General features: G+C 64.4%; 30 protein-coding genes, 1 tRNA gene and 1 rRNA gene. 17 read left to right on the top strand and 15 right to left on the bottom strand.

What is annotated here, in order from left to right; genetic code table 11:
• Positions 1–187 precede the first annotated feature (187 nt).
• Together hisC and SxD43FB_RS11185 are read left to right on the top strand one after the other, a co-directional pair.
• Positions 188–1,285 carry a histidinol-phosphate transaminase gene (gene hisC / locus SxD43FB_RS11190; RefSeq protein ID WP_096062249.1) on the top strand — a complete coding sequence of 366 codons (1,098 nt, stop codon included), beginning with the start codon at positions 188–190 and terminating at the stop codon, positions 1,283–1,285.
• A gap of 4 nt (positions 1,286–1,289) precedes the next feature.
• Positions 1,290–2,195, top strand: a complete 906-nt coding sequence (locus SxD43FB_RS11185; protein WP_096062248.1) for a prephenate/arogenate dehydrogenase family protein — start codon at positions 1,290–1,292, stop codon at positions 2,193–2,195.
• On the opposite strand, the gene SxD43FB_RS11180 is transcribed toward SxD43FB_RS11185, so the two are convergent.
• The 4 genes from SxD43FB_RS11180 to ftsE are packed head-to-tail and all read right to left on the bottom strand — an operon-like array spanning position 2,189 to position 5,058.
• On the bottom strand, positions 2,189–2,896 hold the full coding sequence (locus SxD43FB_RS11180; protein ID WP_096062247.1) for a lysophospholipid acyltransferase family protein: 708 nt from the start codon (positions 2,894–2,896) through the stop codon (positions 2,189–2,191). The two genes, SxD43FB_RS11185 and SxD43FB_RS11180, sit on opposite strands and share 7 nt — an antisense overlap.
• A gap of 19 nt (positions 2,897–2,915) precedes the next feature.
• Entirely contained in the window at positions 2,916–3,446 is a 531-nt protein-coding gene (locus tag SxD43FB_RS11175; RefSeq protein ID WP_069065566.1) for a YdcF family protein, read from the bottom strand.
• The gene (locus tag SxD43FB_RS11170) at positions 3,443–4,351 is read right to left on the bottom strand and encodes an FtsX-like permease family protein (RefSeq protein WP_096062246.1); all 909 of its coding nucleotides are present in this window, start codon (positions 4,349–4,351) and stop codon (positions 3,443–3,445) included. Before SxD43FB_RS11170 ends, SxD43FB_RS11175 begins: the two co-directional genes overlap by 4 nt.
• Entirely contained in the window at positions 4,348–5,058 is a 711-nt protein-coding gene (ftsE, locus tag SxD43FB_RS11165) for a cell division ATP-binding protein FtsE (RefSeq protein ID WP_037472794.1), read from the bottom strand. The genes SxD43FB_RS11170 and ftsE overlap by 4 nt, the downstream gene beginning before the upstream one ends.
• 182 nt (positions 5,059–5,240) lie before the next feature.
• Between ftsE and SxD43FB_RS11160 the strand changes: the two genes are divergently transcribed.
• A complete protein-coding gene (locus SxD43FB_RS11160; RefSeq protein WP_096062245.1) occupies positions 5,241–6,026 on the top strand; it encodes an MJ0042-type zinc finger domain-containing protein in 786 nt (261 codons plus the stop codon).
• Positions 6,027–6,139: 113 nt separating this feature from the next.
• On the opposite strand, the gene SxD43FB_RS11155 is transcribed toward SxD43FB_RS11160, so the two are convergent.
• The gene (locus tag SxD43FB_RS11155; RefSeq protein ID WP_096062244.1) at positions 6,140–7,045 is read right to left on the bottom strand and encodes a pirin family protein; all 906 of its coding nucleotides are present in this window, start codon (positions 7,043–7,045) and stop codon (positions 6,140–6,142) included.
• On the bottom strand, positions 7,045–7,332 hold the full coding sequence (locus SxD43FB_RS11150) for a BolA family protein (protein WP_037472779.1): 288 nt from the start codon (positions 7,330–7,332) through the stop codon (positions 7,045–7,047). Before SxD43FB_RS11150 ends, SxD43FB_RS11155 begins: the two co-directional genes overlap by 1 nt.
• Positions 7,333–7,376: 44 nt before the next feature.
• On the opposite strand from SxD43FB_RS11150, the gene SxD43FB_RS11145 reads away from it, so the two are divergent.
• The 6 genes from SxD43FB_RS11145 to SxD43FB_RS11120 all read left to right on the top strand — a co-directional run bounded on the left by SxD43FB_RS11145 (position 7,377) and on the right by SxD43FB_RS11120 (position 13,280).
• On the top strand, positions 7,377–7,997 hold the full coding sequence (locus tag SxD43FB_RS11145; RefSeq protein WP_096062243.1) for a J domain-containing protein: 621 nt from the start codon (positions 7,377–7,379) through the stop codon (positions 7,995–7,997).
• A 180-nt stretch (positions 7,998–8,177) separates the two neighbouring features.
• Positions 8,178–9,470, top strand: coding sequence for an Hsp70 family protein (locus SxD43FB_RS11140; protein ID WP_096062242.1), 1,293 nt, complete (start codon positions 8,178–8,180; stop codon positions 9,468–9,470).
• Between the two features lie 86 nt (positions 9,471–9,556).
• Positions 9,557–10,564, top strand: coding sequence for a cobaltochelatase subunit CobS (gene cobS / locus SxD43FB_RS11135; protein ID WP_037472772.1), 1,008 nt, complete (start codon positions 9,557–9,559; stop codon positions 10,562–10,564).
• Positions 10,564–10,980, top strand: coding sequence for an OsmC family protein (locus SxD43FB_RS11130; RefSeq protein ID WP_096062241.1), 417 nt, complete (start codon positions 10,564–10,566; stop codon positions 10,978–10,980). Before cobS ends, SxD43FB_RS11130 begins: the two co-directional genes overlap by 1 nt.
• On the top strand, positions 10,980–12,806 hold the full coding sequence (gene cobT, locus SxD43FB_RS11125; RefSeq protein ID WP_096062240.1) for a cobaltochelatase subunit CobT: 1,827 nt from the start codon (positions 10,980–10,982) through the stop codon (positions 12,804–12,806). Before SxD43FB_RS11130 ends, cobT begins: the two co-directional genes overlap by 1 nt.
• A gap of 3 nt (positions 12,807–12,809) precedes the next feature.
• A complete protein-coding gene (locus SxD43FB_RS11120) occupies positions 12,810–13,280 on the top strand; it encodes a GreA/GreB family elongation factor (protein ID WP_096062239.1) in 471 nt (156 codons plus the stop codon).
• A gap of 112 nt (positions 13,281–13,392) precedes the next feature.
• On the opposite strand, the gene SxD43FB_RS11115 is transcribed toward SxD43FB_RS11120, so the two are convergent.
• The 3 genes from SxD43FB_RS11115 to SxD43FB_RS11105 form a co-directional block, all read right to left on the bottom strand.
• Entirely contained in the window at positions 13,393–13,884 is a 492-nt protein-coding gene (locus SxD43FB_RS11115) for a DNA starvation/stationary phase protection protein (RefSeq protein ID WP_096062238.1), read from the bottom strand.
• Positions 13,885–13,983: 99 nt separating this feature from the next.
• Entirely contained in the window at positions 13,984–14,550 is a 567-nt protein-coding gene (locus SxD43FB_RS11110) for a TMEM165/GDT1 family protein (RefSeq protein WP_096062237.1), read from the bottom strand.
• A 13-nt stretch (positions 14,551–14,563) separates the two neighbouring features.
• Complete coding sequence (locus tag SxD43FB_RS11105) at positions 14,564–14,884, bottom strand: hypothetical protein (protein ID WP_096062236.1); 321 nt, start codon at positions 14,882–14,884, stop codon at positions 14,564–14,566.
• Between the two features lie 212 nt (positions 14,885–15,096).
• Between SxD43FB_RS11105 and rpmG the strand changes: the two genes are divergently transcribed.
• A complete protein-coding gene (gene rpmG / locus SxD43FB_RS11100; RefSeq protein ID WP_037472289.1) occupies positions 15,097–15,264 on the top strand; it encodes a 50S ribosomal protein L33 in 168 nt (55 codons plus the stop codon).
• Between the two features lie 312 nt (positions 15,265–15,576).
• On the opposite strand, the gene SxD43FB_RS11095 is transcribed toward rpmG, so the two are convergent.
• Both SxD43FB_RS11095 and SxD43FB_RS11090 read right to left on the bottom strand, forming a co-directional pair.
• Positions 15,577–17,421, bottom strand: coding sequence for a PhoX family phosphatase (locus tag SxD43FB_RS11095; protein WP_096062235.1), 1,845 nt, complete (start codon positions 17,419–17,421; stop codon positions 15,577–15,579).
• 151 nt (positions 17,422–17,572) lie between these two features.
• Positions 17,573–17,935 (bottom strand): response regulator, encoded by a 363-nt coding sequence (locus SxD43FB_RS11090; protein WP_176482752.1) that lies wholly within the window; start codon positions 17,933–17,935, stop codon positions 17,573–17,575.
• A 74-nt stretch (positions 17,936–18,009) separates the two neighbouring features.
• On the opposite strand from SxD43FB_RS11090, the gene SxD43FB_RS11085 reads away from it, so the two are divergent.
• The 5 genes from SxD43FB_RS11085 to SxD43FB_RS11065 are packed head-to-tail and all read left to right on the top strand — an operon-like array spanning position 18,010 to position 21,240.
• Complete coding sequence (locus SxD43FB_RS11085; protein WP_096062234.1) at positions 18,010–18,297, top strand: DUF3572 domain-containing protein; 288 nt, start codon at positions 18,010–18,012, stop codon at positions 18,295–18,297.
• The gene (locus SxD43FB_RS11080; protein ID WP_096062233.1) at positions 18,294–18,950 is read left to right on the top strand and encodes a hypothetical protein; all 657 of its coding nucleotides are present in this window, start codon (positions 18,294–18,296) and stop codon (positions 18,948–18,950) included. Before SxD43FB_RS11085 ends, SxD43FB_RS11080 begins: the two co-directional genes overlap by 4 nt.
• Positions 18,947–19,408: a RidA family protein gene (locus SxD43FB_RS11075; RefSeq protein ID WP_096062232.1), complete on the top strand. Its 462-nt coding sequence runs from the start codon at positions 18,947–18,949 to the stop codon at positions 19,406–19,408. Before SxD43FB_RS11080 ends, SxD43FB_RS11075 begins: the two co-directional genes overlap by 4 nt.
• Complete coding sequence (locus SxD43FB_RS11070) at positions 19,392–20,117, top strand: glycerophosphodiester phosphodiesterase family protein (RefSeq protein WP_096062231.1); 726 nt, start codon at positions 19,392–19,394, stop codon at positions 20,115–20,117. Before SxD43FB_RS11075 ends, SxD43FB_RS11070 begins: the two co-directional genes overlap by 17 nt.
• Entirely contained in the window at positions 20,110–21,240 is a 1,131-nt protein-coding gene (locus SxD43FB_RS11065) for a GNAT family N-acetyltransferase (protein WP_096062230.1), read from the top strand. The genes SxD43FB_RS11070 and SxD43FB_RS11065 overlap by 8 nt, the downstream gene beginning before the upstream one ends.
• A gap of 3 nt (positions 21,241–21,243) precedes the next feature.
• On the opposite strand, the gene SxD43FB_RS11060 is transcribed toward SxD43FB_RS11065, so the two are convergent.
• Complete coding sequence (locus SxD43FB_RS11060) at positions 21,244–21,540, bottom strand: SEL1-like repeat protein (RefSeq protein ID WP_037477232.1); 297 nt, start codon at positions 21,538–21,540, stop codon at positions 21,244–21,246.
• Between the two features lie 225 nt (positions 21,541–21,765).
• Between SxD43FB_RS11060 and SxD43FB_RS11055 the strand changes: the two genes are divergently transcribed.
• A complete protein-coding gene (locus SxD43FB_RS11055; protein WP_096062229.1) occupies positions 21,766–23,040 on the top strand; it encodes a multidrug effflux MFS transporter in 1,275 nt (424 codons plus the stop codon).
• 75 nt (positions 23,041–23,115) lie between these two features.
• Here SxD43FB_RS11055 and SxD43FB_RS11050 read toward each other — a convergent pair whose 3' ends face one another.
• Positions 23,116–24,699 (bottom strand): amino acid permease, encoded by a 1,584-nt coding sequence (locus tag SxD43FB_RS11050; RefSeq protein WP_069065586.1) that lies wholly within the window; start codon positions 24,697–24,699, stop codon positions 23,116–23,118.
• Between the two features lie 149 nt (positions 24,700–24,848).
• Between SxD43FB_RS11050 and pgeF the strand changes: the two genes are divergently transcribed.
• Positions 24,849–25,610, top strand: a complete 762-nt coding sequence (gene pgeF / locus SxD43FB_RS11045) for a peptidoglycan editing factor PgeF (protein ID WP_096062334.1) — start codon at positions 24,849–24,851, stop codon at positions 25,608–25,610.
• Positions 25,611–25,669: 59 nt separating this feature from the next.
• Here pgeF and SxD43FB_RS11040 read toward each other — a convergent pair.
• A tRNA-Met gene (locus SxD43FB_RS11040) sits at positions 25,670–25,746 on the bottom strand.
• Positions 25,747–25,853: 107 nt separating this feature from the next.
• Positions 25,854–25,943: ribosomal RNA gene (rrf, locus tag SxD43FB_RS11035) — 5S ribosomal RNA — on the bottom strand; the annotation flags it as partial.

The raw sequence follows: 25,943 nt of genomic DNA, 5'->3' as shown, positions 1-25,943 counted from the left end.
CCCCAAGTCGGCCTTACCTAAAAAGGCAGACCGTCTGCAGGAGGCTTTTAAGCTAGGCTGGGGGGATGCCTGAAATTAGTCGCCTGCGACGGCTGCCCCTTCAAAGTCGCGCTGTGACCCTGAACACCCCAAATCCCCGCGCGGTCTGCCGCTTTGCCTTTGGCGCGGAAGGCGTTAAAGCGCGGGCATGACATATCCCGCTCCCAAGGACTGGATCCTGGGCATTTCGCCCTATATCCCCGGTAAATCCGCCGCCGACGATGGCCGCCCGCTGATCAAGCTGTCGGCCAATGAAAATCCGCTGGGCACTGGTGCGGCCGCGCGGGCCGCGCTGGTTGCGGCGACCGCCGATCTTGCCAGCTATCCCGATCCCGCCGCGACCCGGTTGCGCGAGGCGATCGGCGCGGTGCATGGGTTGGACCCGGCGCAGATCATCTATGGCACAGGCTCCGACGAACTGCTGCATATCGCCACCTCCGCCTATGCCGGGCCGGGCGATGAAATCCTCTATGTGCGCTATGGCTTTGCGGTCTACGATATTGCGGCCCGTCGGGTCGGCGCGACGCCGGTGATCGCGCCCGACAAGGACTATGCGACCGACGTGGACGCGCTGCTGGCTGCGGTGACCGACAAGACCAAGGTCGTGTTCCTCGCCAACCCCAATAACCCCACCGGCACGATGACCGGCCGCGAGGAGATTGCCCGGCTGCATGCGGGTCTGCGCCCCGACATATTGCTGGTGCTGGACCAGGCCTATGCCGAATATCTCGATGCGGGCGAGGATGATGGCGGCCTGGACCTGGCGAAGAATGCCACCAACATATTGGTCACGCGCACCTTCTCGAAAATCTATGGTCTGGCCGCCGAGCGCATCGGCTGGGGCTATGCCTGCCCGGCGATCATCGAAATTCTCCACCGCATCCGCGCGCCGTTCAATGTGACGACGGCGGGACAGGCCGCCGCCATCGCCGCGATCAACGACAGCGCCTGGGTCGAATCGAGCCGGACGCATAATGCACGCTGGCGCGAATGGCTGGCGGGCGAAGTCGGCGCCCTGTCCAACCATGGTCTGCGCGTGGTGCCGAGCAAGACCAATTTCCTGCTGATCTTGTTCGACGGCAAGCTGACCGCGGAAGCGGCGATGAAGGGGTTGTGGGACGAAGGCTATGCGACCCGCTGGCTGCCCGGCCAGGGACTGCCCAACGGCCTGCGCATCACCATCGGCACCAAGGCGCAGACCCGTGCCGTCGCCGCCAAGCTGCGCGCCATGGCGGAAGCGGCCTGACAGGATGCTGCCTTTCGCTCGCGTCACCATCATCGGCCTGGGGCTGATCGGCTCCTCGCTCGCCCGCGCGATCCGGGCGGACATGCCCACGGTGCGGGTGACCGGCCATGACGCCGACCCGCAGGTGCGCGACACAGCGCGGCGGATCGACCTTTGCGACGATGTCACCGACACGGCGGGCGCGTCCGTGACCGACGCCGATCTGGTGATATTATGCGTGCCCGTCCGCGCGATGGGCATGGTCGCCGCCGAGATTGCCGACGATCTGCCCGCCGACGCGATCGTCAGCGATGTGGGGTCGTGCAAGGCCGACGTGCTGGCGCAACTCGCCGCCGCGCTGCCGGGGCGGACGATCATTCCGGCGCATCCCGTCGCGGGGACCGAAAATAGCGGGCCGGAAGCGGGCTTCGCCACGCTGTTCAAGGGCCGCTGGTGCATCGTCACGCCCCCCGCCGATGCCGATCCGGCCGCGGTCGAGCGGGTCGCCGAATTGTGGCGGCGGGTCGGTGCGGATGTTGAATTGATGGACCCGGCGCATCATGACCTGGTGCTGGCGGTGACCAGCCATTTGCCGCACCTTATCGCCTACACCATCGTCGGCACGGCGAGCGATCTGGAAAATGTCACCCAGTCCGAAGTGATCAAATATTCGGCCGGCGGCTTTCGCGACTTCACCCGGATCGCGGCGTCGGACCCGACCATGTGGCGCGACGTGTTCCTGGCGAACAAGGATGCGGTGCTGGAAATGCTGCAGCGTTTTTCGGAGGATCTATCCGCGTTGCAGCGGGCGATCCGCTGGAATGACGGCGACGCTTTGTTCAACCTGTTCACCCACACCCGCGACATTCGCCGCTCGATCATCGAACAGGGGCAGGATGACGCGAAGCCGGATTTCGGCCGCGCTCACTGACGCAAGGCGGATGGCGGGTTCAGCGCATTGATCGCGGCATGGACACGGGTTTCGGCCTCGCGCCGGTCGAGGCCGGTCGGGACGATCTCCCCCACCTTATAGGTGATGGTGCCTGATCGTTTGAGGAATTTGCCGCGCGGCGACACTCGGCCGCTGTCGATCGCAATCGGCACGACCGGCAGGCCGAGCAGGACGTAGAGGCCGGCAAAACCGGCCTTGAGCGGAGGCGCTTCGCCATGGGGGACGCGGGTGCCTTCGGGGAAGACACACACCGCCCGCCCCTGCGCATTGGCTTCGCGGGCGGCGGCGCGCAGCACCCGCATGGCGCTTGCCCCGCCGCTGCGCTCGATGGGGATGAGGCCATAGCGCTGGGCGACGCGGCCCCACAGCGGAATGTCGAGCAATTCCCGCTTGGCGACGACGGCCGGGCGATCGAACAGGCAGAGCATGTCGATCGTTTCGAACATGGATTCATGCTTGACGATATAGAGATAGGGACCAAGCGGCAGGTCTCCGACGACCTTCACCTTCTGCCCCAGCAGCCAATGCGCGCACAGGCGATGGAAGCGGCTCCACCCCGTCCCGATCCGCAGCACCGCCTCGGTACTGAACGATCCCAGCAACAGGGCCGCCAGCACGAAGAACAGGCTGCCGGAATAGAAGACCAGCGTGAAGGCGAGCGAGCGGATCGCGGTGAGCATGAGCAGATATGCGCCTTTGTCAGATGCCGAGCAGCGCAGCCCCGCGCCGCAACAGATATTTATTATATTCGCGCACCAATATCGTGAGGCTAGGGCGGCTGGGCACCGCGTCATAGACGATCGCGACCCGCTCCGGCAACGCCTGCCGCAACTCCAGCGCGGCGCGGCGCATATGCCAGTCGGTGGTGATGAGGCGCACGGTCTTGTAATCGCGGCGCTCCAGCCAGCGGGCAGTCTCGATCGCGTTGGAGCGGGTGTCGATCGCTTCGCGGCCAAGCGTGATGCAGCAGGCAAACAGCGCTTCGGGCGTATCATATTCGGCCGCCAGTTCGCCCGGACGCACGGAGCGGTCGACCCCGGAGATCAGCATCCGCTTGGCGGTATCGGCTTCCAGCAGGGCGATGCCCCGGTCGATCCGCCCGGCCCCGCCGGTCAGGACGACGATGGCGTCTGTCGGGCGGCTGTCGAGCGGCTGGGGCAGCAGGACCGCGAACCAGATGAAGCCCAGCATCCAGCCCAGCATGCTGACGGCCAGCAACCGGACGATCACAGCGCGCGGCCCAGCGCGCGCAGCACGGTCCAGCGGGCGGTGATGACGGCGAGGAGGACGCCCGCCACCGGCAGCAGCGCGAGCAGCGCCCAGCCGGTCCCGTCGAGCGCCACTGCGCCCAGCAGGTCGGAGCCGGTCGCATCGAGGCGCAGGCCTATGACAAGAAGGGTGGCAACCGCGAAGGCAAAGCCCAGCACGCCGCCCAGCAGCGCGTCGAGGCCGATACGCCATTGGAACAGCCGGGCGATCTGCACATCGGTCGATCCCATGAGGTGCAGCACGTCGATCGTCCCGCGATGGCTGTCATGCGCGGCGCGCGCCGCCAGGACTACCACTGCCCCGGTCGCTACCGTCATTAGTACGACGACGCCGACCGCCAGCCAGCCGAGCGCGGTGAGCAGTCCGGCAAGCGGCAGGAGGAATGCGGCATGGGGTTCGATCCGCAGGCTGGGCGCGATGCTGCCGAGCAGGCGGCGCAACCGATCGACCTTTGCCTCCGTCGCGCCGGGGGTGAGCGTCACATCGATCAGCGCGGGCACCGGCAGGTCGGCGCTGGCGGCATCCTCGCCGAGCCAAGGGCGCAACTGGTCGGCGAGCGCAGCGGGATCGACCGGGGTCGCGGCGCGCACCTCGCTCGCCTGGCGCAGCGCCTGGAGCGTGCGGGCGGCGAGTTGGTCGCGCACGGCGGCATCGGCCTCCACCACCTGCACGCTGGCGCGTCCGGCGAGGTCCGCGCTCATCGCCTGGACAGCGGCGCCCAGCGCCAGCCCGGCGGCGGCGGACAGGACGGTCAGGAACATCATGATGGCGATGATCCACGGCATGGGACCGGCGAGGCGTCCGCCCGGCAGCAGGCGATGGCGCGCGGCGGCGGCGGCGCGGCGGCTGGCGCGCGAACTGCTCATTCGGCCTGCCGGGACCGGGCCGGATAGCGCAGCGATCCGGTGGGATCGGCGAGCCGCCCCTTGTCCAGCCGCATCATCTGCGCGCCGGTGACCTGGCTCATCAGCGGGAGGTCGTGGGTCGCGACGACAATGGTGGTGCCCAGGCGATTGAGCGCTTCGAACAAGGTGAGCAGCCGTCGCGCCATGTCGGCATCGACGTTGCCGGTCGGTTCGTCGGCGACCAATATTTCGGGGCGGCCGATCACGGCGCGGGCGATGGCGACCCGCTGCTGCTCTCCGCCCGACAGGGTGGCGGGGCGCGCCTGGCCGCGATCACCAAGGCCGACCCAGCTCAACATTTCAGCGACGGGCGCGTCGATCTCCTTCTCCTCCATCCCCGCCACGCGGAGCGGGAGGGCGATATTGTCATAGGCCGACAGATGGGGGACGAGGCGGAAATCCTGAAACACCACGCCGATGCGGCGGCGGAAGCCGGGCAGGCGGGTGCGCGGCAGGGTGACGACATCTTCGCCGAACAGACGGATGACGCCCCGGCTGGGCCGTTGGGCGAGATAAAGGAGTTTGAGCAGCGAGGTCTTGCCCGCGCCGGACGCGCCGGTCAGGAAATAGAATCCACCAGCCGCCAGCGAAAAGCTGACGTCCGACAGGGTTTCACTGTCCAGACCATAGCGCAGGCCGACATTTTCGAACTGGACGATGGCCGTCATGTCAGATTGATGGCGCGTCATGCGCTCCCTGCTTCCCCGGAAGCTCCGCCATGGCACAGCGGGCAGGTCGCCGTAAAGCCCGCGCCGGGAAAAGGGCCGAGTCGCGCGGTGGGATGACAGTGGTGTGACGCGCCCGATGCTTGCCGCTTGCGCGCGAGTCCCTGCCATGCCTATGAAGCGTCATGATCCTGCTATGTCCCCATTGCGCGACACGCTATGTCGTGCCGGACAGCGCCGTCGGCCCGAATGGCCGCCAGGTGCGGTGTGCCGCCTGCAAGCATAGCTGGTTCCAGGAGCCTGCCATCCTGCCCGGACGGGCGGACGAGCCAGCGGACGCTGCGCCGCCGCCGGTGGCAGTGCCGCCATCGCCGGAACCAGCGCCCGTTGCCCCGCCGGTCGAGGCGGTTCCCGACACGCAGGCCGCCGAGCCGGTTGCGCCGGAGCCTTCGGCGCCAGCGAACAACCGCTTCGACGACATCTATGCCGGTGCCCCCGTCAGCCGGGTGGAGGACAGCGAACCCGCGCCTGCCCTGCCGGTCAAGCGTCGCCGCAATGTCCTCAAATTATGGACCTACGCTGCCGTCGCCTTTGCCCTGATTGTGGCAGCGGCGGGCGGCGCGCTCTATTATTTCGGGCCGCCGGGATGGGCAGTCAGCATGGGACTGGTCGCCGAAGAGGGCGATCCCGACCTGCTATTCTATCTTTCCAAACCCGCCGAGCGGCGCAAGCTGCCGACGGGCGAGGAATATTTCGCCTTTGGCGCGCGGATCGTGAATAGCGGGACACAGGCGTTGCCGGTGCCGCCGGTGCTGGTGCAGTTGCGCGACCAGCAGAACCGGCTGGTGTTCAGTTGGACCACCAAGGCCGACAAGGCCCGGTTGAAGCCCGGCGAAGAGGCATCGATCAACGAAAGCCGGATCGACATTCCCAAAAATGCCGAGAATTTGTCGCTGACTTTTGTGCAGTAGGATGAGCCTTGATACGCCGTCATTGCCGCGCAGGCGGCAATCCATCTCCTAACCTATCGGCAGATTTGATGTCGGGAGATGGGTCCCCGCCTTCGCGGGGATGACGGGGTTTTTCAGGGATAGCTTACCGTTTTGGGTCGGCCTTGCGGGATGGGGATGAACTCCTGATCGTCGCCGGGGATGAGGGGGAAGCGGAGCGCTTCCCAGTCTTCGCGCGCCTGCATGAGGCGGTCGGGGCGGGACGAGACGAAATTCCACCAGACATGGCGGGGCGAGGTGAAGGCTTCGCCGCCGCACAGCATCACGCGGCCGCCATCGACGCTCATCAGCGTGGCGCGGGTGCCGGGGCGCAGGACGTAGAGCGTCTGTGGCGTCAGCATCATGCCGTCGAGTGCGGCATCGCCGCCGGAAACATAGATGGCGCGTTCATCGGCCGACGGGTCGATCGGGATGCGGCCGCCGGGCGATAGCTGGATGTCGGCATAGATGGTCTGCGCATAGGTGGTTACGGGCGAGGTCTCGCCCCAGAGCGACCCCATGATGACGCGGGCGCGGACAAGCCCGTCCTCGATCACTGGCAGGCCGGCTTCGCTGACATGCTCGAAGGCCGGGTCCATTTCTTCCAGCGCGTCGGGCAAAGCCAGCCAGGTCTGGATCGCGGATAATTTGGAGGCCTTCGCCCGTTCGTCGTCGGGCGAGCGTTCGCTATGGACGATGCCCTTGCCCGCGGTCATCAGGTTGATCGCGCCTGCTTCGATCAATTGTTCGGTGCCCAGGGAATCGCGGTGGAGGAACGCGCCTTCATACATATAGGTGACGGTAGACAGGTTGATGTGCGGATGGGGGCGCACGTCGATGCCATGGCCTGCATCCAGCTTTGCCGGGCCAGCCTGATCGAAGAAGATGAAGGGGCCGACCATCGTGCGTCCCTTGGTCGGGAGCGAGCGGTGAACCTTGAAATCGCCCAGATTATGGGTGGTGGGCGCGATGCTTTGCAGGATGAGATCGTCCAGGGTCATCAGGCTTCTCCGGGGGCGCGGGCCTTGATCGCCAGCGCGTGAACTTTATCGCGCAGCAGATCGGCCAGCGCGGCGTTGACGAGACGCTGACGCGCGACGCGGCTTTGCCCGGTGAAGCGATCAGCGACGATGTCGACGGTGAAATGGCTTTCGCCCGACCCGTCATGCCCGGCATGGCCGCGATGCTTTTCGCTGTCGTCGATCACGGCGAGCTGTTGCGGGTTCAGGGCGTCGCGCAGCCGCGCTTCGATTTCGGTGGCCACGGGGCCTTTCAGAATCTGGGTCATGTCCCCTATATAAACGCTTTGCCGCGTCATGCATCAGGACAAGTTTGTCGACCGACCCTTTCTCGAACCGTCGTTTCAACCGCTTTCATGGCCGGGTGGAAGGCGACCGCCCCTGCGCGGCGCCCGGATGCCCGGAACCCGGCGAATTCCGCGCTCCCCCGGCGGAAGGCAGCGCGCGACCGGGGGATGAGGGGCCGCGCTGGCGCTGGTTCTGCCTCGACCATGTCAAAGCATTCAACCAGGGCTATAATTTCTTCACCGGCATGTCCCCCGACGAAATCGCGGCGGCGCAGCGCCCCTATGCAGGGTGGGAGCGGGAGACGCGCGCCTTTTCCGCCAATGCGCATAGTCCTTCGCCCAAATGGGCCGATTTCGTCGATCCGCTCGATGCGATCGGCGCGAAGTTCAAGGAACGGATGGCCAAGGCGCGTGCCGATGCGCAGGTGCGGCAGGATGGCCAATTTCTGTCCGCCGAGGATCGCAAGGCCCTGGGCGTCATGGGCCTGGGCATCGATACCGACCGCAAGGCGTTGCGGACGCGCTATACCCAATTGCTGCGCCGCTATCACCCCGACCATAATGGCGGCGACCGCAGCCATGAGGGCGCGTTGCAGGGCGTGATCCAGGCCTATGCCCATTTGCGCAAGGCGGCGGTTTTCGCTTAGCTTCGCATATTTCCCGCTGTTTTCGATATTTTCGTTCGCCGTCTCGTAATTTTATTACGCCACCTCTGGCCTCGACACTTTATGCTTATAGCGATCGGCGGCCTTGTAGGACAGAGGCTAGCCTTGCGGGCACACGGCGCGGCTGTCATAGCGCGCAGCCCCCTTCCCCGGAGATGAATCATGCAGGATGTGCCGCGCGCGCTGGGCCTAGATTTCGGCACGACCAACAGCGTCGTCGCCATCGCGACCGGCCAGGAGTCGGATCTGGTGGACTTTGTCGGCGATCAAGCGACCGGCGCGGTGTTTCGATCGGCCTTGTGCTTCTGGCATGAGGAAGGGGCCAAAGGCGGATTGGCGCATGAGGCGGGGCCATGGGCGATCGCCGAATATATGGAATATCCCGAAGACAGCCGTTTTCTCCAGTCGTTCAAGTCGGTGGCCGCCAGCCCGATCTTCGAAACCGCCAATGTGTTCGAAAAGCGATTCCGGTTCGAGGAGCTTGGCGCGATGTTTCTGGACCGGATGGTCGGCCATGCGGGCGGCGCGCTGGCGACGCGGCCGGAGCGGATCGTGGTGGGGCGACCGGTGGAATATGCCGGATCGCGGCCCGACGAAGCGCTGGCGCGCAAACGCTATGACGCGATGTTCGCTGGGTTCGGCACCGACATCCATTATGTCTATGAACCATTGGGCGCGGCGTTCAGCTATGCCAGCCGCCTGACCGAACCCGCGACGATTTTGGTCGCGGATTTCGGCGGCGGCACCAGCGATTTTTCGATCGTGCGGGTCGAAGCCCCCGGTGCCGCGCGCCGCTGCGTGCCGCTGGGGTCGGCGGGCATCGGCATAGCGGGCGACCGGTTCGATTATCGGATCATGGACCATCTGGTGCTGCCGATGCTGGGCAAGGGCGGCAGTTATCAGTCGTTCGGCAAGACGCTGGAGATACCGCGCAGCCATTTCGCCGATTTCGCCGACTGGTCGCGCCTGGCGCTGATGCGCAACCGGCGAACGATGGACGAACTGGCGCGGCTGAAGAAAGCGGCGACCGACCCGGCGGCGATCGGGCGGATGATCACCGTGATCGAGAAGGAATTGGGCTATCCGCTTTATGATGCGGTGGGGTCGCTCAAGCGCGCCTTGTCCGACGCGGACAGCGCCACTTTCCGCTTTTCGGGCGGCGGGCTGGAGATTGAGCAGCAAGTGCAGCGGCGCGATTTCGAGACCTGGATCGCGCCCGATATTGCGCGGATCGAAGCGACGGTGGACGCGGCGCTGGCCAAGGCGGGTGTGACGCCAAATGCGATCGATCGGCTGTTCCTGACCGGCGGATCGTCGCTGATCCCGGCCATTCGCGATATCTTCCGCAAGCGTTTTGGCGAGGCACGGATTGCCAGTGGCGGCGAACTGACCTCCATCGCCCATGGGCTGGCGTTGATCGGACAGGAAGCCAATCTGGCCGAATGGGCCGCTTGATCCGGGCAGTGCCAGCCCCCATTGTCTCGACATGGCCTTCCTGGATCGGTTAGGGCTGGCATGACTCGCAGGAAGATGATGACCCGATGAACGATATTTCCAACGTCCAGCCCGATACCCGCGCCGAAACGCTGCTGGATGCCCCCGATCGGTTTGTGAACGCGCGCGATATGTTCGGCATCGACGTCGACATGCAGATTCCGGCCTTTTCCCAGGCCGACGAGCGCGTGCCCGACCTCGACCCCGCTTATGTGTTCGATCCAGACACCACGCTGGCGATCCTGGCGGGCTTTGCCTTCAACCGCCGCGTCATGGTGCAGGGCTATCATGGCACCGGCAAGTCGAGCCATATCGAGCAGGTTGCCGCGCGGCTGAAATGGCCGTGTATCCGCATCAACCTGGACGCGCATATCAGCCGTATCGACCTGGTCGGCCGCGACGCCATCGTCCTGAAAGAAGGCCAGCAGGTTACCGAGTTCAAGGAAGGGCTGCTGCCCTGGGCCTTGCAGCGGCCGGTCGCTTTGGTGTTCGACGAATATGATGCCGGGCGCCCCGACGTGATGTTCGTGATCCAGCGGGTGCTGGAAACCGATGGCAAGATGACCTTGCTCGACCAGAATCGCGTGATCCGGCCCAACCCCTATTTCCGCCTGTTCGCGACCGCCAATACGGTGGGCCTGGGCGATACGACGGGCCTCTATCATGGCACGCAGCAGATCAACCAGGGCCAGATGGACCGCTGGAACCTGGTCGTGGCGCTCAACTATCTGCCCGCCGCCACCGAAGCGCAGGTGGTGTTGGCCAAGTCCGGCGAATATGATCATGAGGGCGGCCGCAAGGAAGTCGAGAATATGATCAAGGTGGCCGAACTTACGCGGCAGGGCTTCATCAACGGCGATATTTCGACCGTGATGTCGCCGCGCACGGTGATCAGCTGGGCACAGAATGCGCTGATCTTCAAGAATGTCGGCTTCGCCTTCCGCCTGAGCTTCCTCAACAAATGCGACGAGGCGGAGCGGGCGTTGGTGGCGGAATATTATCAGCGCGTGTTCGGCAAGGATCTGCCCGAAAGCGTGGCTGGCCGGGCCGCCTGATGATCGTCGTCGAGCGGATCGCGCCGGACGGGACCGCGCACAAGATCAGCATCAGGGGGCATGAGATCGTCGCCGACATGGCCGCGCCCGATGGGGCGGATGACGGGCCGGACCCGCATGACCTTTATGATGCGGCGCTCGGCACCTGCAAGGCGATGACGATGCTATGGTATGCGCAGCGCAATGCCATTCCGGTCGAAGGCATCCACGTCGGCGTGATCCGCGATGCGAGTGAAGAGCGCAAGGGCCTCTACAAGCTGACCACGCGCATCGCCCTGACCGGGCCGATGACCGACGAGCAGCATGAGAAACTGATCGCGGTCGCGGCGAAATGTCCGATCCACAAGTTGATGAGCGACGTCGACACGCAGATCGAGACGATCGCCGTGCCGCGCACCGGCGACCCGGAAGGCTGATGACCGAACGCTCCCCCATCGATGCTTTCAAGGATGTGCTGTCCGGCACCGCGCGGTCGATTGCGCGTGATGCCGAGGTGGAGGTGGGCTTTACCGCCGATGCGCCGCATCTGGCGGGCAAGGCGATCAAGGTGCCGACGCCGGGGCGCAATCTGCCCGCTGATCAGGTGGCGCTGGCGCGGGGTTTTGCCGACGCCAATGCGCTAAAGCTGCGCTATCATAACGCGAAGATTCACGGGTCTTCAGCGCCGGGCGAGGCGGTGGCGCGCGCGGTGTTCGATGCGGTCGAGCAGGCACGGGTCGAGGCGATCGGGTCGCGGGCGATGGCGGGGGTGCGTGCCAACCTCAACCATGCGCTCGACATGCGGCTGAAATCCGATGCGATCCGCCGGGCGCGGTCGGCGGACGAGGTGCCCTTGTCCACCGCGCTGGCGCTCAAGGTGCGCGAACGGCTGACCGGACAGGCGATCCCCAAGGATGTCGCGGCGGGCGTGGCGATGGTCGATCAGTGGATCGAGGACAAGGCCGGGCATGACCTGGATGCGCTGGCGCTGGCGATCGATGATCAGCGCGCGTTCCAGAAGCTGACCACGGCGATGCTGGAACATCTGCAACTGATCGATGCCGATGTGCCGCCCGATCTGGACGAGCCCGAAGCGCAGGATGAGGGCGAGGATCAGGAGGATCAGTCCGAGGACGGCGATAGCGGGCAGGACGAGTCCGGCGACAGCGATGTGAATGCCGAGGCGCGCGCCGAGGATCAGGGCGGCGACACCGAAGAGGGTGAGACCGACTATAGCGACGAGTTCGAGGCCGACAGCGATGCGGGCGCGGACGATATGGGCGAGGAAGGCATGATGCCGGTCCGCCCCAATCGGCCCATGTCCGACCTGCCGCCGGGGTTCGATTACAAGGCCTATACGCTCAAGCATGACGAGATCGTCACGCCCGACGAATTGTGCGACGAGGATGAGCTGGTGCGGTTGCGCGGCTTCCTCGACCAGCAATTGGTCAGCCTGCAGGGGGCGGTGACCAAGCTCGCCAACCGGCTGCAACGGCGGTTGATGGCGCAGCAGTCGCGGTCGTGGGATTTCGACCAGGATGAGGGGATGCTGGACGCGGCGCGGCTGGCGCGGGTCATCATCGATCCCACCCGGTCGCTGACCTACAAGATCGAGCGCGATACCGAGTTTCGCGATACGGTGGTGACGCTGTTGATCGACAATTCAGGTTCGATGCGCGGACGGCCGATCAGCATCGCGGCGATCAGCGCCGACATCATGGCGCGCACGCTGGAACGGTGCGGGGTCAAGACCGAGATATTGGGCTTTACCACGCGGGCGTGGAAGGGCGGGCAGGCGCGCGAGGAATGGCTGGCGGCCGGGCGTCCGCCGATGCCGGGGCGGCTCAACGACCTGCGCCATATCGTCTACAAGAAGGCGGATGATCCGTGGCGGCGGGCGCGCAAGAATCTGGGCCTGATGATGCGCGAAGGGCTGCTGAAGGAAAATATCGACGGCGAGGCGCTGTTGTGGGCGCATAGCCGGTTGATCGCGCGCCAGGAGGAACGGCGCATCCTGATGGTGATTTCCGATGGCGCGCCGGTCGATGACTCGACCCTGTCGGTCAATAGCGGCACCTATCTGGAGCGGCATTTGCGCCAGGTGATCGATTGGATCGAGAACCGCTCGCCGGTGCAGCTGGTCGCGATCGGCATCGGCCATGATGTGACGCGCTATTATAAGCGTGCGGTGACAATCATGGATGCCGAGCAGTTGGGCGGGACGATGGTCGAGCAGCTCGCCGGGTTGTTTGATGAGGATTGAGGCGTGAGCGTCGCCTTTCGCCGTGAAGGCGATGACGAGCATATGGAGCCCAAGTTCGAGCTGCCGCTGCCGCCCGGTCCCAATTGGGTGACGGCGCGGGGGCTGCGGCTGACGCAGGAGATGGCGGCGACGCTGGAGGCGGTCGATACCGATGCCATGGAGGAAGAGGCCGCCAAGAAACATAAGCGGCTGTTGCGCTATTGGCGAACGCGGCGCGCGACGGCGCAATTGCAGCCAGTGGCTGATGGCGAGGCGGTGGGTTTTGGGTGCCGGGTGACCTATCGCCTGAACGGGCGGGACAAGAGCGTCATGATCGTCGGCGATGATGAGGCCGATCCAGCCGATGGGCGGATTAGTTTCTCCTCGCCGCTGGCGCGCGCGATGATGGACGCGGGCGTTGGCGAGACGGTGGATTTTGCCGGGAAGGCGGATGCGGTCGAGATCGTCGCTATTTCAGTCGTTACAGAAGCCTGACTTCCCCTTCCGTTCGGTTCGAGCGTGTCGAGAACCGGTCTTGACCAGTTCTCGACGGGCGCTCCTCGACTTCGCTCGAAGCTGCTCGAACCGAACGGTTGAGGATTAGAAATTACGCGCCGCGGCCTGCTTCGAACAGGAACCAGGCGCGCTGTTCGGCCTGGTCGGTCCAGTCATCGACGACGCCTTCGGTGGCATTGTCACCTGCTTCGGCCGCCGCTGCCTTCACGACGCGGAAGGCTTCGACCAGCGCCAGATTGTCGTCGCGCAATTCCTTGAGCATGTCGGCCGGGCTGACGAAATCGGCGTCATTGTCCTTGAGGCTCTGATGCCGGGAAATATCGCCAATCGAGCGCAGGGTGACATTGCCGGTCTTGCGCACGCGCTCGGCGATCAGGTCGGTCGTGGCGAGAATTTCGGCGGCCTGCTCGTCGAACATCAGATGATAGTCGCGGAAATGCGGGCCGGAGACGTGCCAGTGGAAATTCTTGGTCTTGAGGTAGAGCGCATAGCTGTCCGCAAGCGCACCGTTCAGCGCCTGCGCAACGGACTTGGTCTCGTTGCTCTTAAGGTCGGTCGGGGTCTTTAGATCGGGGGCTGTCATGGATGTGCTCCTGTTTCGCGAAATGGTTTCGAACATATAATGATCGGCAGTCCATAAGGTGCCACCAAAAAACGCGATCAGCCTTATGAAAGAAAGCGATCAGAGCAGGCCGAGCGCCGTGATCGCCATGATGCCGCCCGTCAGCAGCAGGATCGCCGCCCCCGCGCCGCGAATGAGGCGCACAGGGATGGACGCCAGCAGGCGGTCGCGCAGCAGAACGATGGGCACCAGCGCCGCGATGACGCCGATCGCGCCGCCGATCGCGGCCAGTGCCGGGTTGCCCGTGCGGGTGGCGATGCCCAGGATCAGAAATTGCGGACCATCGCCGAAACCCAGGATGAAGAGGCCGAGCGCGGTCGTCAGGAACGCGCCGGTCGGCCAGCCGGTGAGCGTATCCGGCATCTTGACCCGCCACAGCAGCCCGGCCCCCAGGAACAGGACGGACAGCGCGAGGAAGAGCAGCCGGGCATCCGCGCCCAGCATCGGGCCGATCCATGCCCCGGCAAAGGCGGAAATCAGCGCATTGGTGGTAGCGGCGACGATGATCCCGGCGATGACCGCGCCATTGCGGTCATAGCGCGTCGCCAAAGCGAGAATGAGCAACTGGCTCTTGTCGCCGATTTCGCCGAGCAGGCAGCCGAGAAGGGCGAGCAGCAGGGCGTCCATCAGCGGCGCGCGTTCAGGCGCGCAGCGCGATGGTCGGCGCGGGGCGGGCGACGGGCGGCATCATGGTGGCGACCGGTCTTTCCGTCGCGATCGCATCGCGCATCAGGTCGAGATAGGACAGCACCACCGGGCCAAGACCGTGTAGCGACAGGGCCGATTCGAGCGTGCCCGCCAGCCCTTCGACTGCATCGAGGTGAAAGGCGCGGGCGATATGCCGGATCTGGTCGACCTCGTCATGCAGGCGCACCACGGATACATGGCCGCGTTCGCTCGCAATCCCGTCGACCCGGCGCATCAGGTCCGCCAATATGGCCAGCATCGGATCATGTCGCATGGGAAGCCTTCCCTCTTCTTGCCCCGATGGCGATCATGCGCTTATGGGGTTAAGGCCGCGTAAACCGGCATGGCGGCGGGCGACGATCATGGCCCAGCCTTGACATCAACCCGAATCTGCCCCAAGGGCGGGCGCTGAAACGGGGCAGCCCTCCTCGACACGCTTGGGGGGACGCTTTTTCTTTTACATGATTCGACCAGGGATTTTGGGCCATGGCCAAGCCAGCAACTGTCAAGATTCGCCTCGTCAGCACGGCTGACACCGGCTTCTTCTACGTCACCAAGAAGAACCCGCGCACCAAGACCGAGAAGTTCAGCTTCAAGAAATATGACCCCGTCGTGCGCAAGCATGTCGAGTTCAAGGAAGCCAAGATCAAGTAAGCCGCTGCGGACTTTTCGTCCGTACGCCTGATCGGTTTTTGTTACAGCAAAAGGCCCGTCCCTTAGGGGAACGGGCCTTTTGCTGTTTGGTTTCATGGGCGGGCAGTGGGGACGTGATACCATCGCGCCATAAGGCTGACTGATGCGCGCTGTTCCCCGGCGAAGGCCGGGGTCCAGTTCTGACCGTGGGACTGGACCCCGGCCTTCGCCGGGGAACAACAAGCTATAGGTTCTCGTCAATGCACCTTGGTATGATCGACACGTCCCCAATCCAATGCCCCTCCCCCCGAAGGGGAAGGGGCTTGTCCGATCTTAGTTGCCGACGGGCTTGGCGTCCGTGCGGCGCACGACGATGGTCGAGGAGCGTGGCTCTTGTCCCGCCACCGGCCAGTTGCCGGTCGGATGCTGGATGTTCACGAAGAAGGTCTTGAGGTCCGGCGTGTAGGCAAGGCCGGTGATTTCGCAACCGGTTGGCCCCACCAGGAAGCGGGTCGACTTCTTCGTGGTCTGATCGACATAATACATCGCATTGTTGCCGAAGACCGATGTCGTCGCGCTGCTGGTGCTGGCGTCGGTTTGCACCCACAAGCGACCCTTGGGATCGATCCGCAGGCCGTCGGGGCTGGAGAAGGGATCGCCGTTGATGTCGCCCTTCAGATTGGCCTCGGCCAGGGTCGGGCTGCCCGCGAGCAGGAAGATTTCCCAGGTGAACTTCATGGCGAGCGGCGAATTGCCCTCTTCCTTGAACTTGATGATGTGGCCATGGCGATTGGTCGCGCGCGGATTGGCGGCATCGGTGGTGACACGGCGGCTATTGTTGGTCAGCGTGACGAAGACGGCGCTGTTGTCGGGGGCAACCGTGATCCATTCGGGACGATCCATGACCGTACCGCCCGCAACGCGCGCCGCCGACTGGCAGTTGACCAGCACCTGCGCCTGATTGGCGAAATTGACGGTGGACGGTGCCGGGGGAGTGGCAAACTGGCTGACATCGCCAGGGTCAGACGCGCCGACGACCAGGCCGTTCTGGCCCCAGGTCAGCGCACGCCATTCCCCCGAACCGTCGGCGTTGAAGCGCGCGACATAGAGCGTGCCATTGTCCAGCAGGTCGACATTGTTGGCCCGGTTGGCCGTGGAAAAGGCGCGATCGGGGATGAATTTATAGATGCAGCCCGGCGTCGAATCGTCGCCCATGTAAATGGCGACGCGGCTGTCGCTATTGGCCATATAGGCCGTGTTTTCATGGCTGAAACGACCAAGCGCGGTGCGCTTCGTCGGGGCGGCCAGTTCCTGATAGGGGTCGATTTCGACCACCCAGCCATAGTCATTTTCGGGCTGGGTCGGATCAAGATAATTGTCGGTGGTTTCTTCGCAGGTGAGGTATGTGCCCCAGGGGGTACGGCCCGACGCGCAGTTGTTCAGCATGCCCTTGACCTGACCCGACAGCAGACCCGAAGCGGGGCCGCCGACGCGGTAAAGGTCATTGCCGGTATAGCGCTTGTTGAAGCGCGAGCCCGCCTTGACCGACCATTTGCCGTCGCTGCCCTTGGCGATTTCAACGACCGAAATACCGACGGCCGACAGAGCGAGCGCCTTCTGGTCAGCGGTTGCGGTCGCGGCATCATAGCTGCCGCCCATCAGGATGTTGAAGTCGGGATATTCGTGGTTCAGCGCCAGCAGGCCGCCTGCGTTTGCATCCGTACCCGACAGTTCGAAATATTCCATGCCGTCATGGTTGCCGCCAGCCCATTTCTCGGCATCGGCAGGCGTCGGGAAATTGCCCGAATAGGGGGTGCCGGTTTCGACCGAATCGCCAGCCTTCAGCAGCACGTCGACGGTGTAGCCCGTGGGCACCGTGACGGTGTCATTCTGATTGGCGGCGACGCCCGCGAAGGTGATGGCGTAGCTGTCGGTCGGGGTGGGCGTTGGGGTCGGGGTGGGCGTCGGGGTTGGCGTCGCCGAATCATTGTCGTCATCACCGCAGGCCGCCAGCGTGCCCAGCATCGGCAGGATCGACAGGCCCATCAGGCCGTTCTTGAGGATCGTGCGGCGGGCCGGATTGGCGGCGACGATCGCCTCCAGGCTGTTGTCGCCCATGGCGATGGTCGGCTGCGCGTCGCGGAAAGGCGCGCGCGCTTCGTCGGTCAGATGAGACATTAGGAATTTACCCCCGTGCTGTGACAGGCGGTCGGCCGGCGGCCGCGCCCTTGCGCCAGGAGTTGGCAGAGAAGGATGACGTGTCGGGGGCGTGACGAAGTAGCGGTGATGAAATATGTATGACAAAACAGCGACGTGTCGGACCCGTCTATTACAATAGCGCGCTGACCTGCGCGATGAAACGCAGCACCGAGATCGGCTTGGACACATAGGCCTGCGCGCCTGCCGCGCGAATCCGGTCCTCGTCGCCCTTTCCGGCATAAGCGGTCACCGCCATGATCGGCACGGCCGCGAGGCGTGCGTCGGCTTTCAGGGAAATGATCAGGTCCAGGCCGCTGACATGGGGCAAGTGAATGTCGGTGATGACGAGGTCGGGCAGGAAGGCCTGCGCCTGTGCCAGGACGTCGCGCCCGTCGCGCAGCGGCAGCACGTCATAGTGATGCGCCCGCAGCAGATCGCAAAAAAGTTTGAGATTGAGTTCGTTGTCCTCGACAACGAGCACGCGCTTTGCCACCAGTCACCCACGATTTTAACGATCATCCCAAGGCAAGCACGCCGTCAACGCGGCTTTCCCGTAGAGAAACACCCATGCGACCCGACCAACCGAATGGCAAGCAGGATAGCGTTAACGACGCGATGACGCTGGCGCTGATGGCGCTGGGCTGGACGCTGGCGGAGGAATCGCGGGCGGACCGGTTGCTGGCGCTGACCGGGATCGACGTGAAAACCTTGCGCGCGGGCGTGGGCGATCCGGCGATCATGGCGGCCATCCTCGCCTTTCTGGCCAATCATGAGCCGGACCTGATCGCCTGTGCCCAGGCGATCGACACCACACCCGCCGCGCTGATCGCGGCGCAGGAGATTTTGAGCCGATGACCCGCCCCCTGATCATCACCGATTGCGACGAGGTGCTGTTGCACATGGTCGTGCCGCTGCGCGCCTGGCTGGATGAGACCCATGCGGTGGATTTCGACATGCGCGAACGCGGCTTTGCCGAGGCGCTGCGCCACAAGGATAGTGGTCTGGTGCTGGAGCGCGAACATGTCTGGCAATTGCTGATCGCCTTTTTCGATACGGAGATGCATCGGCAGTCGCCGATCGCGGGCGCGATCGAGGCGCTGGGGCGACTGGCCCGGATCGCCGACATCGAAGTGCTGACCAATATCGGCGAACGCCATCATATGCAGCGGGTCGAACAACTGGCGACCTATGGCCTCGACATGCCGGTCCATTGGAATAACGGACCGAAGGGTCGACCGCTCGCCCGCATCGTGGCGGAGCGCGCGCCCAGCGTCGCGCTGTTCATCGACGACCTGGCCGAACATCATGAATCGGTCGCGCGCCATGCGCCCGACGTGTGGCGGCTGCACTTTGTCGGCGAGCCGGATATCGCCGCCGACGTGCCCGACGCCCCCCATGCCCATGCGCGGATCGACAATTGGGTCGCGGCCGAAGCCTGGATCATGGACCGGCTGGCCCAGGGTCCGGCCCCCCTTCCCCTTATCCCCACTGATGGAGCCTTATCATGAGCATCGACGCCCGCCTTGCCGAACTCGGCATCACCCTGCCCCAGGCCGCCACCCCGGTCGCCGCTTATGTGTCGAGCGTGGAAGCGGGCGGCATGTTGCATATTTCCGGGCAGATTTCGTTGGCGCCCGACGGCCTGATGACCGGACGCCTGGGTGAAGATCGCGACCTTGACTATGGTGTCGCCGCCGCGCGCATCTGTGGCCTCAACCTGATCGCCCAGATGAAGGCGGCGCTCGGCAGCCTCGACCGGGTCGAGCGCGTCGTGAAACTGGGCGCCTTCATCAGCAGCGCGCCGTCCTTCACCGACCAGCCCAAGGTCGCCAATGGCGCGTCCGAACTGATGGTCGATGTGTTCGGCGACGCGGGTAAGCATGCGCGCAGCGCCGTGGGCGTGCCCGTGCTGCCGCTCGGCGCAGTCGTGGAAATCGACGCGATCGTCCTTGTCCGGGCGGCCTGATCGGCTGTCCTGGCTGACCGCCCGCCCCTTTGCCCATCGCGGGCTGCACGGGGCGGGCATCAGCGAAAATGGCATGGCGGCGTTTGACGCCGCCATCGCCGCCGGATGCGGCATCGAATGCGATGTGCGGGCGAGCCGCGATGGCGTCGCCTTTGTCTTTCATGATGCGATGCTGGCGCGGATGACCGGCGTAGCGGGCAGTCTCGACGCGCGGGATGCGGCCGATCTGGATGCGTTGGCCTTGCCCGATGGCGGTGCCATCCCGCGATTGGCGGCGTTGCTGGAGCGGTGCGGCGGTGGTGTGCCGCTGCTTGTCGAGATCAAGGTGCAGGGGCGCACGGTTGCGCCGCTCTGCGCGGCGGTTGCGCGCGATATGGCTGCTTGGTGCGATGCCCCCGTGGCGATCATGTCCTTCAATCCCCTGGTGCTGCGCTGGTTCGGACAGTGCGCGCCGCAGGTAGCGCGCGGACTGGTGCTGACGCAGCAGGGGAAGGGAGCGGTGCGTGGCATGATCGCGCGCGCCCTTGCACTTTGGTTGGGGAAACCCGACTTTCTCGCCTGTGATATTCGTGACCTCCCCTCCCCCTTTGCCACCCACGCCCGCGCCAAAGGGCGGCCCGTGCTGACCTGGACGGTGCGTAGCGACGATGAGCAGGCGCGCGCGGCGCGGCATGCCGACCAGATCATCTTCGAGACGCCCCGTGACTGAGTGGGTGGCGCGCATCGTCGCGGGCGTCGCCGAATTGCCGCGCGACCAGTGGGATGCCTGCGCCGGATCGGCCAACCCCTTCGTCAGTTGGGATTTCCTGACCGCGCTGGAACGATCCAGCAGTGTGGGAGAAGGGACCGGGTGGCAGCCCTTGCCGCTGGTGATCGATGGACCCGATGGGCGAATCGCCGCCGCCGTGCCAGCCTATGGCAAAAGCCATAGCCAGGGCGAATATGTGTTCGACCATGGCTGGGCCGATGCCTGGGAGCGGGCCGGTGGACGCTATTATCCCAAGATTCAGATCGCCGCGCCTTTCTCGCCCGTGCCCGGCCCCCGGTTGCTGCTGCGTGACGAGGCCTTTGCCCCGGCGTTGATTGCCGGGATCGAGACGCTGGTGGAACGCAACAGTCTGTCGTCGGCGCATGCGACCTTTGTGGAGGCCGATCAGGTGCCGCTGTTCGAAGCGGCGGGGTGGTTGATTCGCGAAGACAGCCAATTTCACTGGACCAATCGCGGCTATGGCGATTTCGGCGATTTCCTGGCCGACCTGTCGAGCGAGAAGCGCAAGAATATCCGCAAGGAGCGGGCGCGGGCGGTCGCGGGGCTGGACATCGTCCATCTGACCGGCGGCGCGCTCACCGAAGCCCATTGGGACATATTCTGGGATTTCTATCAGGATACCGGCGCGCGCAAATGGGGGACGCCCTACCTCACGCGATCCTTCTTCTCGCTGCTGAGCGAGACGATGGCCGACAAGGTGCTGCTGGTGCTGGGGTTGCGCGAGGGGCGGGCGATTGCGGGCGCGCTCAACCTGATCGGCGGCGATGCGCTCTATGGCCGCTATTGGGGGTGCAGCGAGGATGTGCCCAACCTGCATTTCGAGCTATGCTATTATCAGGCGATCGACATTGCCATATCGCGCGGGCTCAAGCGCGTGGAGGCAGGTGCGCAGGGCGGGCACAAGCTGGCGCGGGGCTATGCGCCGGAACCCACTTGGTCAGCCCATCATATCCCCAATGCCGGTTTCCGCCGCGCGGTCGCGGATTTCCTGGCCGCCGAACGGGCAGGCGTGCAGCAGGACCGCCAATGGCTGGCGGAGCGAACGCCGTTCAGGAAAGGGTAGCTGTCACGCGACGCCAATCTGCGTCGTCACCATCCAGGCGCGTGCCTGACGCTGCGCTTCGGCAATCTGGCGCGCGGTCATTTCCTCGGCAATTTCGGCGCGCATCGATTGGCCTTCCTCGCTGCCGCGCAGGGCGGCAAGGTTGAACCATTTATGGGCTTCGACAAGATCGACCGGCATGCCGCCGGTGCCGCAGCTATAGGCGACACCCAGGTCGAAACAGGCTTCTGCCGATCCGCTCGTCGCGTGCGACAGGCGGCTTTCCATCAGAAACTGCGCGCTCTTGCTACTATTGCCCATAATGTTCTTCCCCTTGCCCAGCTAATTCAATGGATCGACCCTGCGGTTTTTCATTGCGGGCAGGTTGGACCAGCATCCGATAAAAAATGGTTAACGCCTGCGGCGTGATTTCCTGCGAATGGCCCAAAGAATCGGGCGTAGTAGGGTTAATGCGGCCGGAGGCGAGCGTCAGGAAGAGACAGATAAGGGGTGGCGTCGTTTGGCCTTCATCCCCATAGCCATGCCATGGCCCAATCGTCCCCCCAGCCCGCAACGCCGGGCGAAAAGCAGATCGGTTTCCGCGAGTTCGTGCTGCTATGCGCGTGCCTGATGGCGATGAACGCGCTGTCGACTGACCCGATGCTGCCCGCTTTGCCCGCCATCAGCCTCGATCTGGCGATCCCGCAGCCCAATGACCGGCAATTGATCATCAGCCTCTATTTTCTGGGGTTGGGCCTTGGCTCCCTGTTGTTCGGCGTCCTGTCCGACCGATTCGGGCGCAAAAGCGTGTTGGGATGGTCGATGGCGCTGTTCATCATGGCATCGATCGCCTGCGCGGTGGCGCCGAGTTTCACCATGCTGCTGGTCGGCCGCACCTGCGCGGGCTTTTTTGCAGGCGCCAGCCGAGTCGTCACCGTCGGCATCGTGCGCGACCGGTTCAAGGGCGATGCCATGGCGCGGGTCATGTCATTGATCTTCGCGGTGTTCATGCTGATCCCGGTGATGGCACCGAGTTTCGGTCAGGCGATCTTGTGGATTGCGCCGTGGCGCTGGATCTTCTGGGCGCTGGCGATCCAGGCGAGCCTGATCCTGTTGTGGATGCTGATCCGCATGCCCGAAACGCTGCACCCCGATAACCGGATGCGGATCACGCCGCGCACGCTATGGACCACGGTCGGCACCGTGATGCGGACGCGCAGTTCGATCGGCTATATGCTGGCCAGCGGCGTGGTGATGGGGGGGCTGATCGGCTTCATCCTGTCGGTGCAGCAGATTTTCTTCGATATCTTCTATGCGCAGGGCTTTTTCCCGATCGGCTTTGCCCTGATCGCCGGATCGATGGGGGTAGGGAGCCTGATCAACAGCCGCCTGGTATCGCGATTCGGCGCGCGTCGGTTGAGCCAGGGCGCGCTGATCATCTTCATCTTGATCGCCCTCGTGCATAGCGGCGTGATCTGGGCGGGGCGTGAAACCTTGGTCACCTTCATGGTGCTTCAGGCGATGACGATGATGACGGTCGCCTTCACCGCGTCCAATTTCAGCGCCATTTCGATGGAGCCCTTCTCCAGGGGCGCGGGCATTGCTTCGTCCTTTCAGGCTTTTCTCACGACTGCCTTGTCGAGCGCGCTGGGCACGATCGTCGGCCAGGCCTTCAATGGCACCACCTTGCCGCTGACGCTGGGCCTGCTGGTGTTCGGCAGCCTGTCCTTCCTGATCGTCGTCTGGGCCGAGCGCGGCAAGATGTTCACGCGGCCGAATATGAGCAGCCTGCGCGACATCGAGTTCAAGGCGCTGCATTGAACCTTTGAAGCCAAGCGCACATGGACGGACAGGCACAAAAAAGGGGCGGTTTCCCGCCCCTTTTTCGTTGGTCGATCAGGCGTCCTGCCCACCCGGCGTATGCGCGCCGGGTAGCGGCGGCACGGGTTGGGGCGGGATGCCCGCATCATGCTCCGGCACGTCCCCATCATTACCGCGTCCGACATGACTGCGGCTGCGGCTATAGGCGAAATAGACGATGAGGCCGAGGGTGGCCCAGCCAACGAACATCAGCTTGGTTTCGACGCCCAGGCTCCAGAATAGATACATGCAGCCCGCAATCGCGACCGGCGCCGTGAACAGGATCGCCGGGGTGCGGAACGGGCGGGCACGATTGGGGTCGGTCCGACGCAGCATCATCACCGCGATCGACACGGCGGCAAAGGCGAAGAGCGTACCGGAGTTGGAGATGTCCGCCAATATGCCGACCGGGAAGAAGGCCGCGAACAGCGCCACGAAGACGCCGGTCATGATGGTGATGACATAGGGCGTCTTGTAGGTCGGGTGAACCTTCGAAAACATCGCGGGCAACAGGCCGTCGCGGCTCATGACGAAGAAGATGCGGGTCTGGCCGAACATCATCATCAGGATGACCGACGGCAGAGCGAGGCCGGCGGCCAGGCCGAGCAGGTTGCCGATCTGCGGCCAGCCGATTTCACGCAAGGTCCAGGCCAGCGCTTCCTTCGAACAGGTGACCGCTTCCGTGCCAGCGGCGGCAAGGGCAGCGCACTGCGCCGACAGGGCGGTCGATCCGGGCGCGAGGGCGATGCCGCCCTGCGCGATCGGAATGCCGGCTTCGGTGACGGGCTGCGCGCCCACCGTGCCGATGACGCCAGCGGCGACCAGCATGTAGAAGATGGTGCAGATGGCGAGCGAGCCGATCAGGCCGATCGGCATGTTGCGCTGCGGGTTCTTGGTTTCTTCTGCGGCGGTGGAGACGGCGTCGAAACCGACATAGGCGAAGAAGATCGACGCGGCCGCCGCCGATATGCCGGAGAAGCCCAGCGGTGCGAACGGGGTGAATTTTTCCATGTTCATGACCGGCAGCGCCAGGACGATGAACAGGGTCAGTGCGGCGACCTTGATCAGCACCAGAACGGCATTGACCGACGCGCTTTCCTTGGTGCCGATGACCAGCAGCCAGGTGACGAGGCCAGCGATCAGCATGGCAGGCAGGTTGACCATGCCACCATCAAAGGGCCCGCGCGTCAGGAGATCAGGGATGTCCATCGCGAATGTATGTTCGATCAGGCCGACGACATAGCCGGACCAGCCCACCGATACCGCGCCTGCCGCGACGGCATATTCGAGGATCAAGGCCCAACCAACCATCCAGGCGATCAACTCGCCCATGACGGCATAGCTATAGGTGTAGGCGGAACCGGAGACCGGCACCATGGCGGCCATTTCGGCATAGCAGAGCGCTGCCACGGCGCAGACGAAACCGGCGATGACGAAGCTGAGCATCATGCCCGGTCCCGCCTTTTGCGCGGCTTCGGCCGTCAGCACGAAAATGCCGGTGCCGATCACGGCGCCGATGCCCAACATCGTCAGCTGGAATGCACCCAGCGACCGATGCAGCGATTTCTTCTCGGCCGTCGCCAATATGGCGTCGAGAGATTTTACCCGCCCGAATATCATCAATGAAACCCTTTTATCGATATCTTGCCTGGGCGGTCGGTGGCCCCGTCCCCCTATGCTCTGATAGGGGAGACTATCGCCTAAATCGTCCCGCGCAAGTATGTTGCGTGGCGATGACATGAATGTCGGCAGTGAATAAGGGGAACAGCGTGGTTGAATTGATCCGGGCGCGGAGTTTGGCAGACATGCCGCACGGCTTCGCCGGACGGCGCGGCGGATGTTCAACGGGGCTCTATGCCGGCGCGAATGTCGGGCTTGGGTCCGAGGATGACCCCGCCCTGGTGCGGCGCAATCGCGATCTGGTGCGCGACGCCGTTCTGCCGGGATCGGCACTGATGACGGTGCATCAGGTTCATTCGGCGGACGTAGTGACGGTTGACGCGGGGGTGGCAGATGACGCTCGGCCCGCTGCCGACGCGCTTGTGACCGACAGGCCTGGGCTGTTGCTGGGGATATTGACGGCGGATTGCGTGCCAGTGCTGTTTGCCGATCCTGAAGCGGGCGTCGTGGGGGCTGCGCATGCCGGATGGAAGGGCGCCATCGGCGGCGTAACCGACCGGACGATTGCGACGATGGAGGCATTGGGTGCGGGCAGGGGCGCGATCGTTGCGGCGATCGGGCCATGCATCGGGCGGGCATCCTATGAGGTTACCGATGCCTTTGCGTTGCGGTTCGAGGCGGATGACGGGGCGAACGAGCGTTTCTTTTCGGAAGGGCGTGCGGGGCATCGCCAGTTCGACATTGCGGCCTATGTCGCGGCGCGCGTGGCGGGCGCTGGCGTTGGTCGGGTCGAACTGCTCGACGAGGATACATATAGCCAGGCTGATCGCTTTTTCAGCTATCGGCGGTCGTGCCATCTCTGCGAGGCGGATTATGGCCGTCAGCTATCGGTGATTGGTTTGGGTTTGTGATGAGGGCTGGACGGCAAAAAGCCCGCCTTTGAGGGGCGGGCGTATTGTGTGCGTTGGTGTGGTTGCGGGAGTAGGATTTGAACCTACGACCTTCAGGTTATGAGCCTGACGAGCTACCGGGCTGCTCCATCCCGCGACACTGGTTGCCCCTTGGTTGTGGGGTAACGCAAAAAAGGCGGCTTTGGGGCCGCCTTTATTTTGACAAGGTGAATGGGTTTTTGCTGATTTTGCGCGAGCTTCAATGCCTGGCGACGCCCTACTCTTCCAGTGCTTGAGCAATAGTACCATCGGCGCAGACTGGTTTCACGGCCGAGTTCGGGATGGGATCGGGTG

It is taken from the genome of Sphingobium sp. D43FB (assembly GCF_002312805.1).
Taxonomy (GTDB): Bacteria; Pseudomonadota; Alphaproteobacteria; order Sphingomonadales; family Sphingomonadaceae; genus Sphingobium.
Note: the sequence above shows the minus strand (reverse complement) of the source record. Positions and strands in the feature narration are given on the sequence as shown.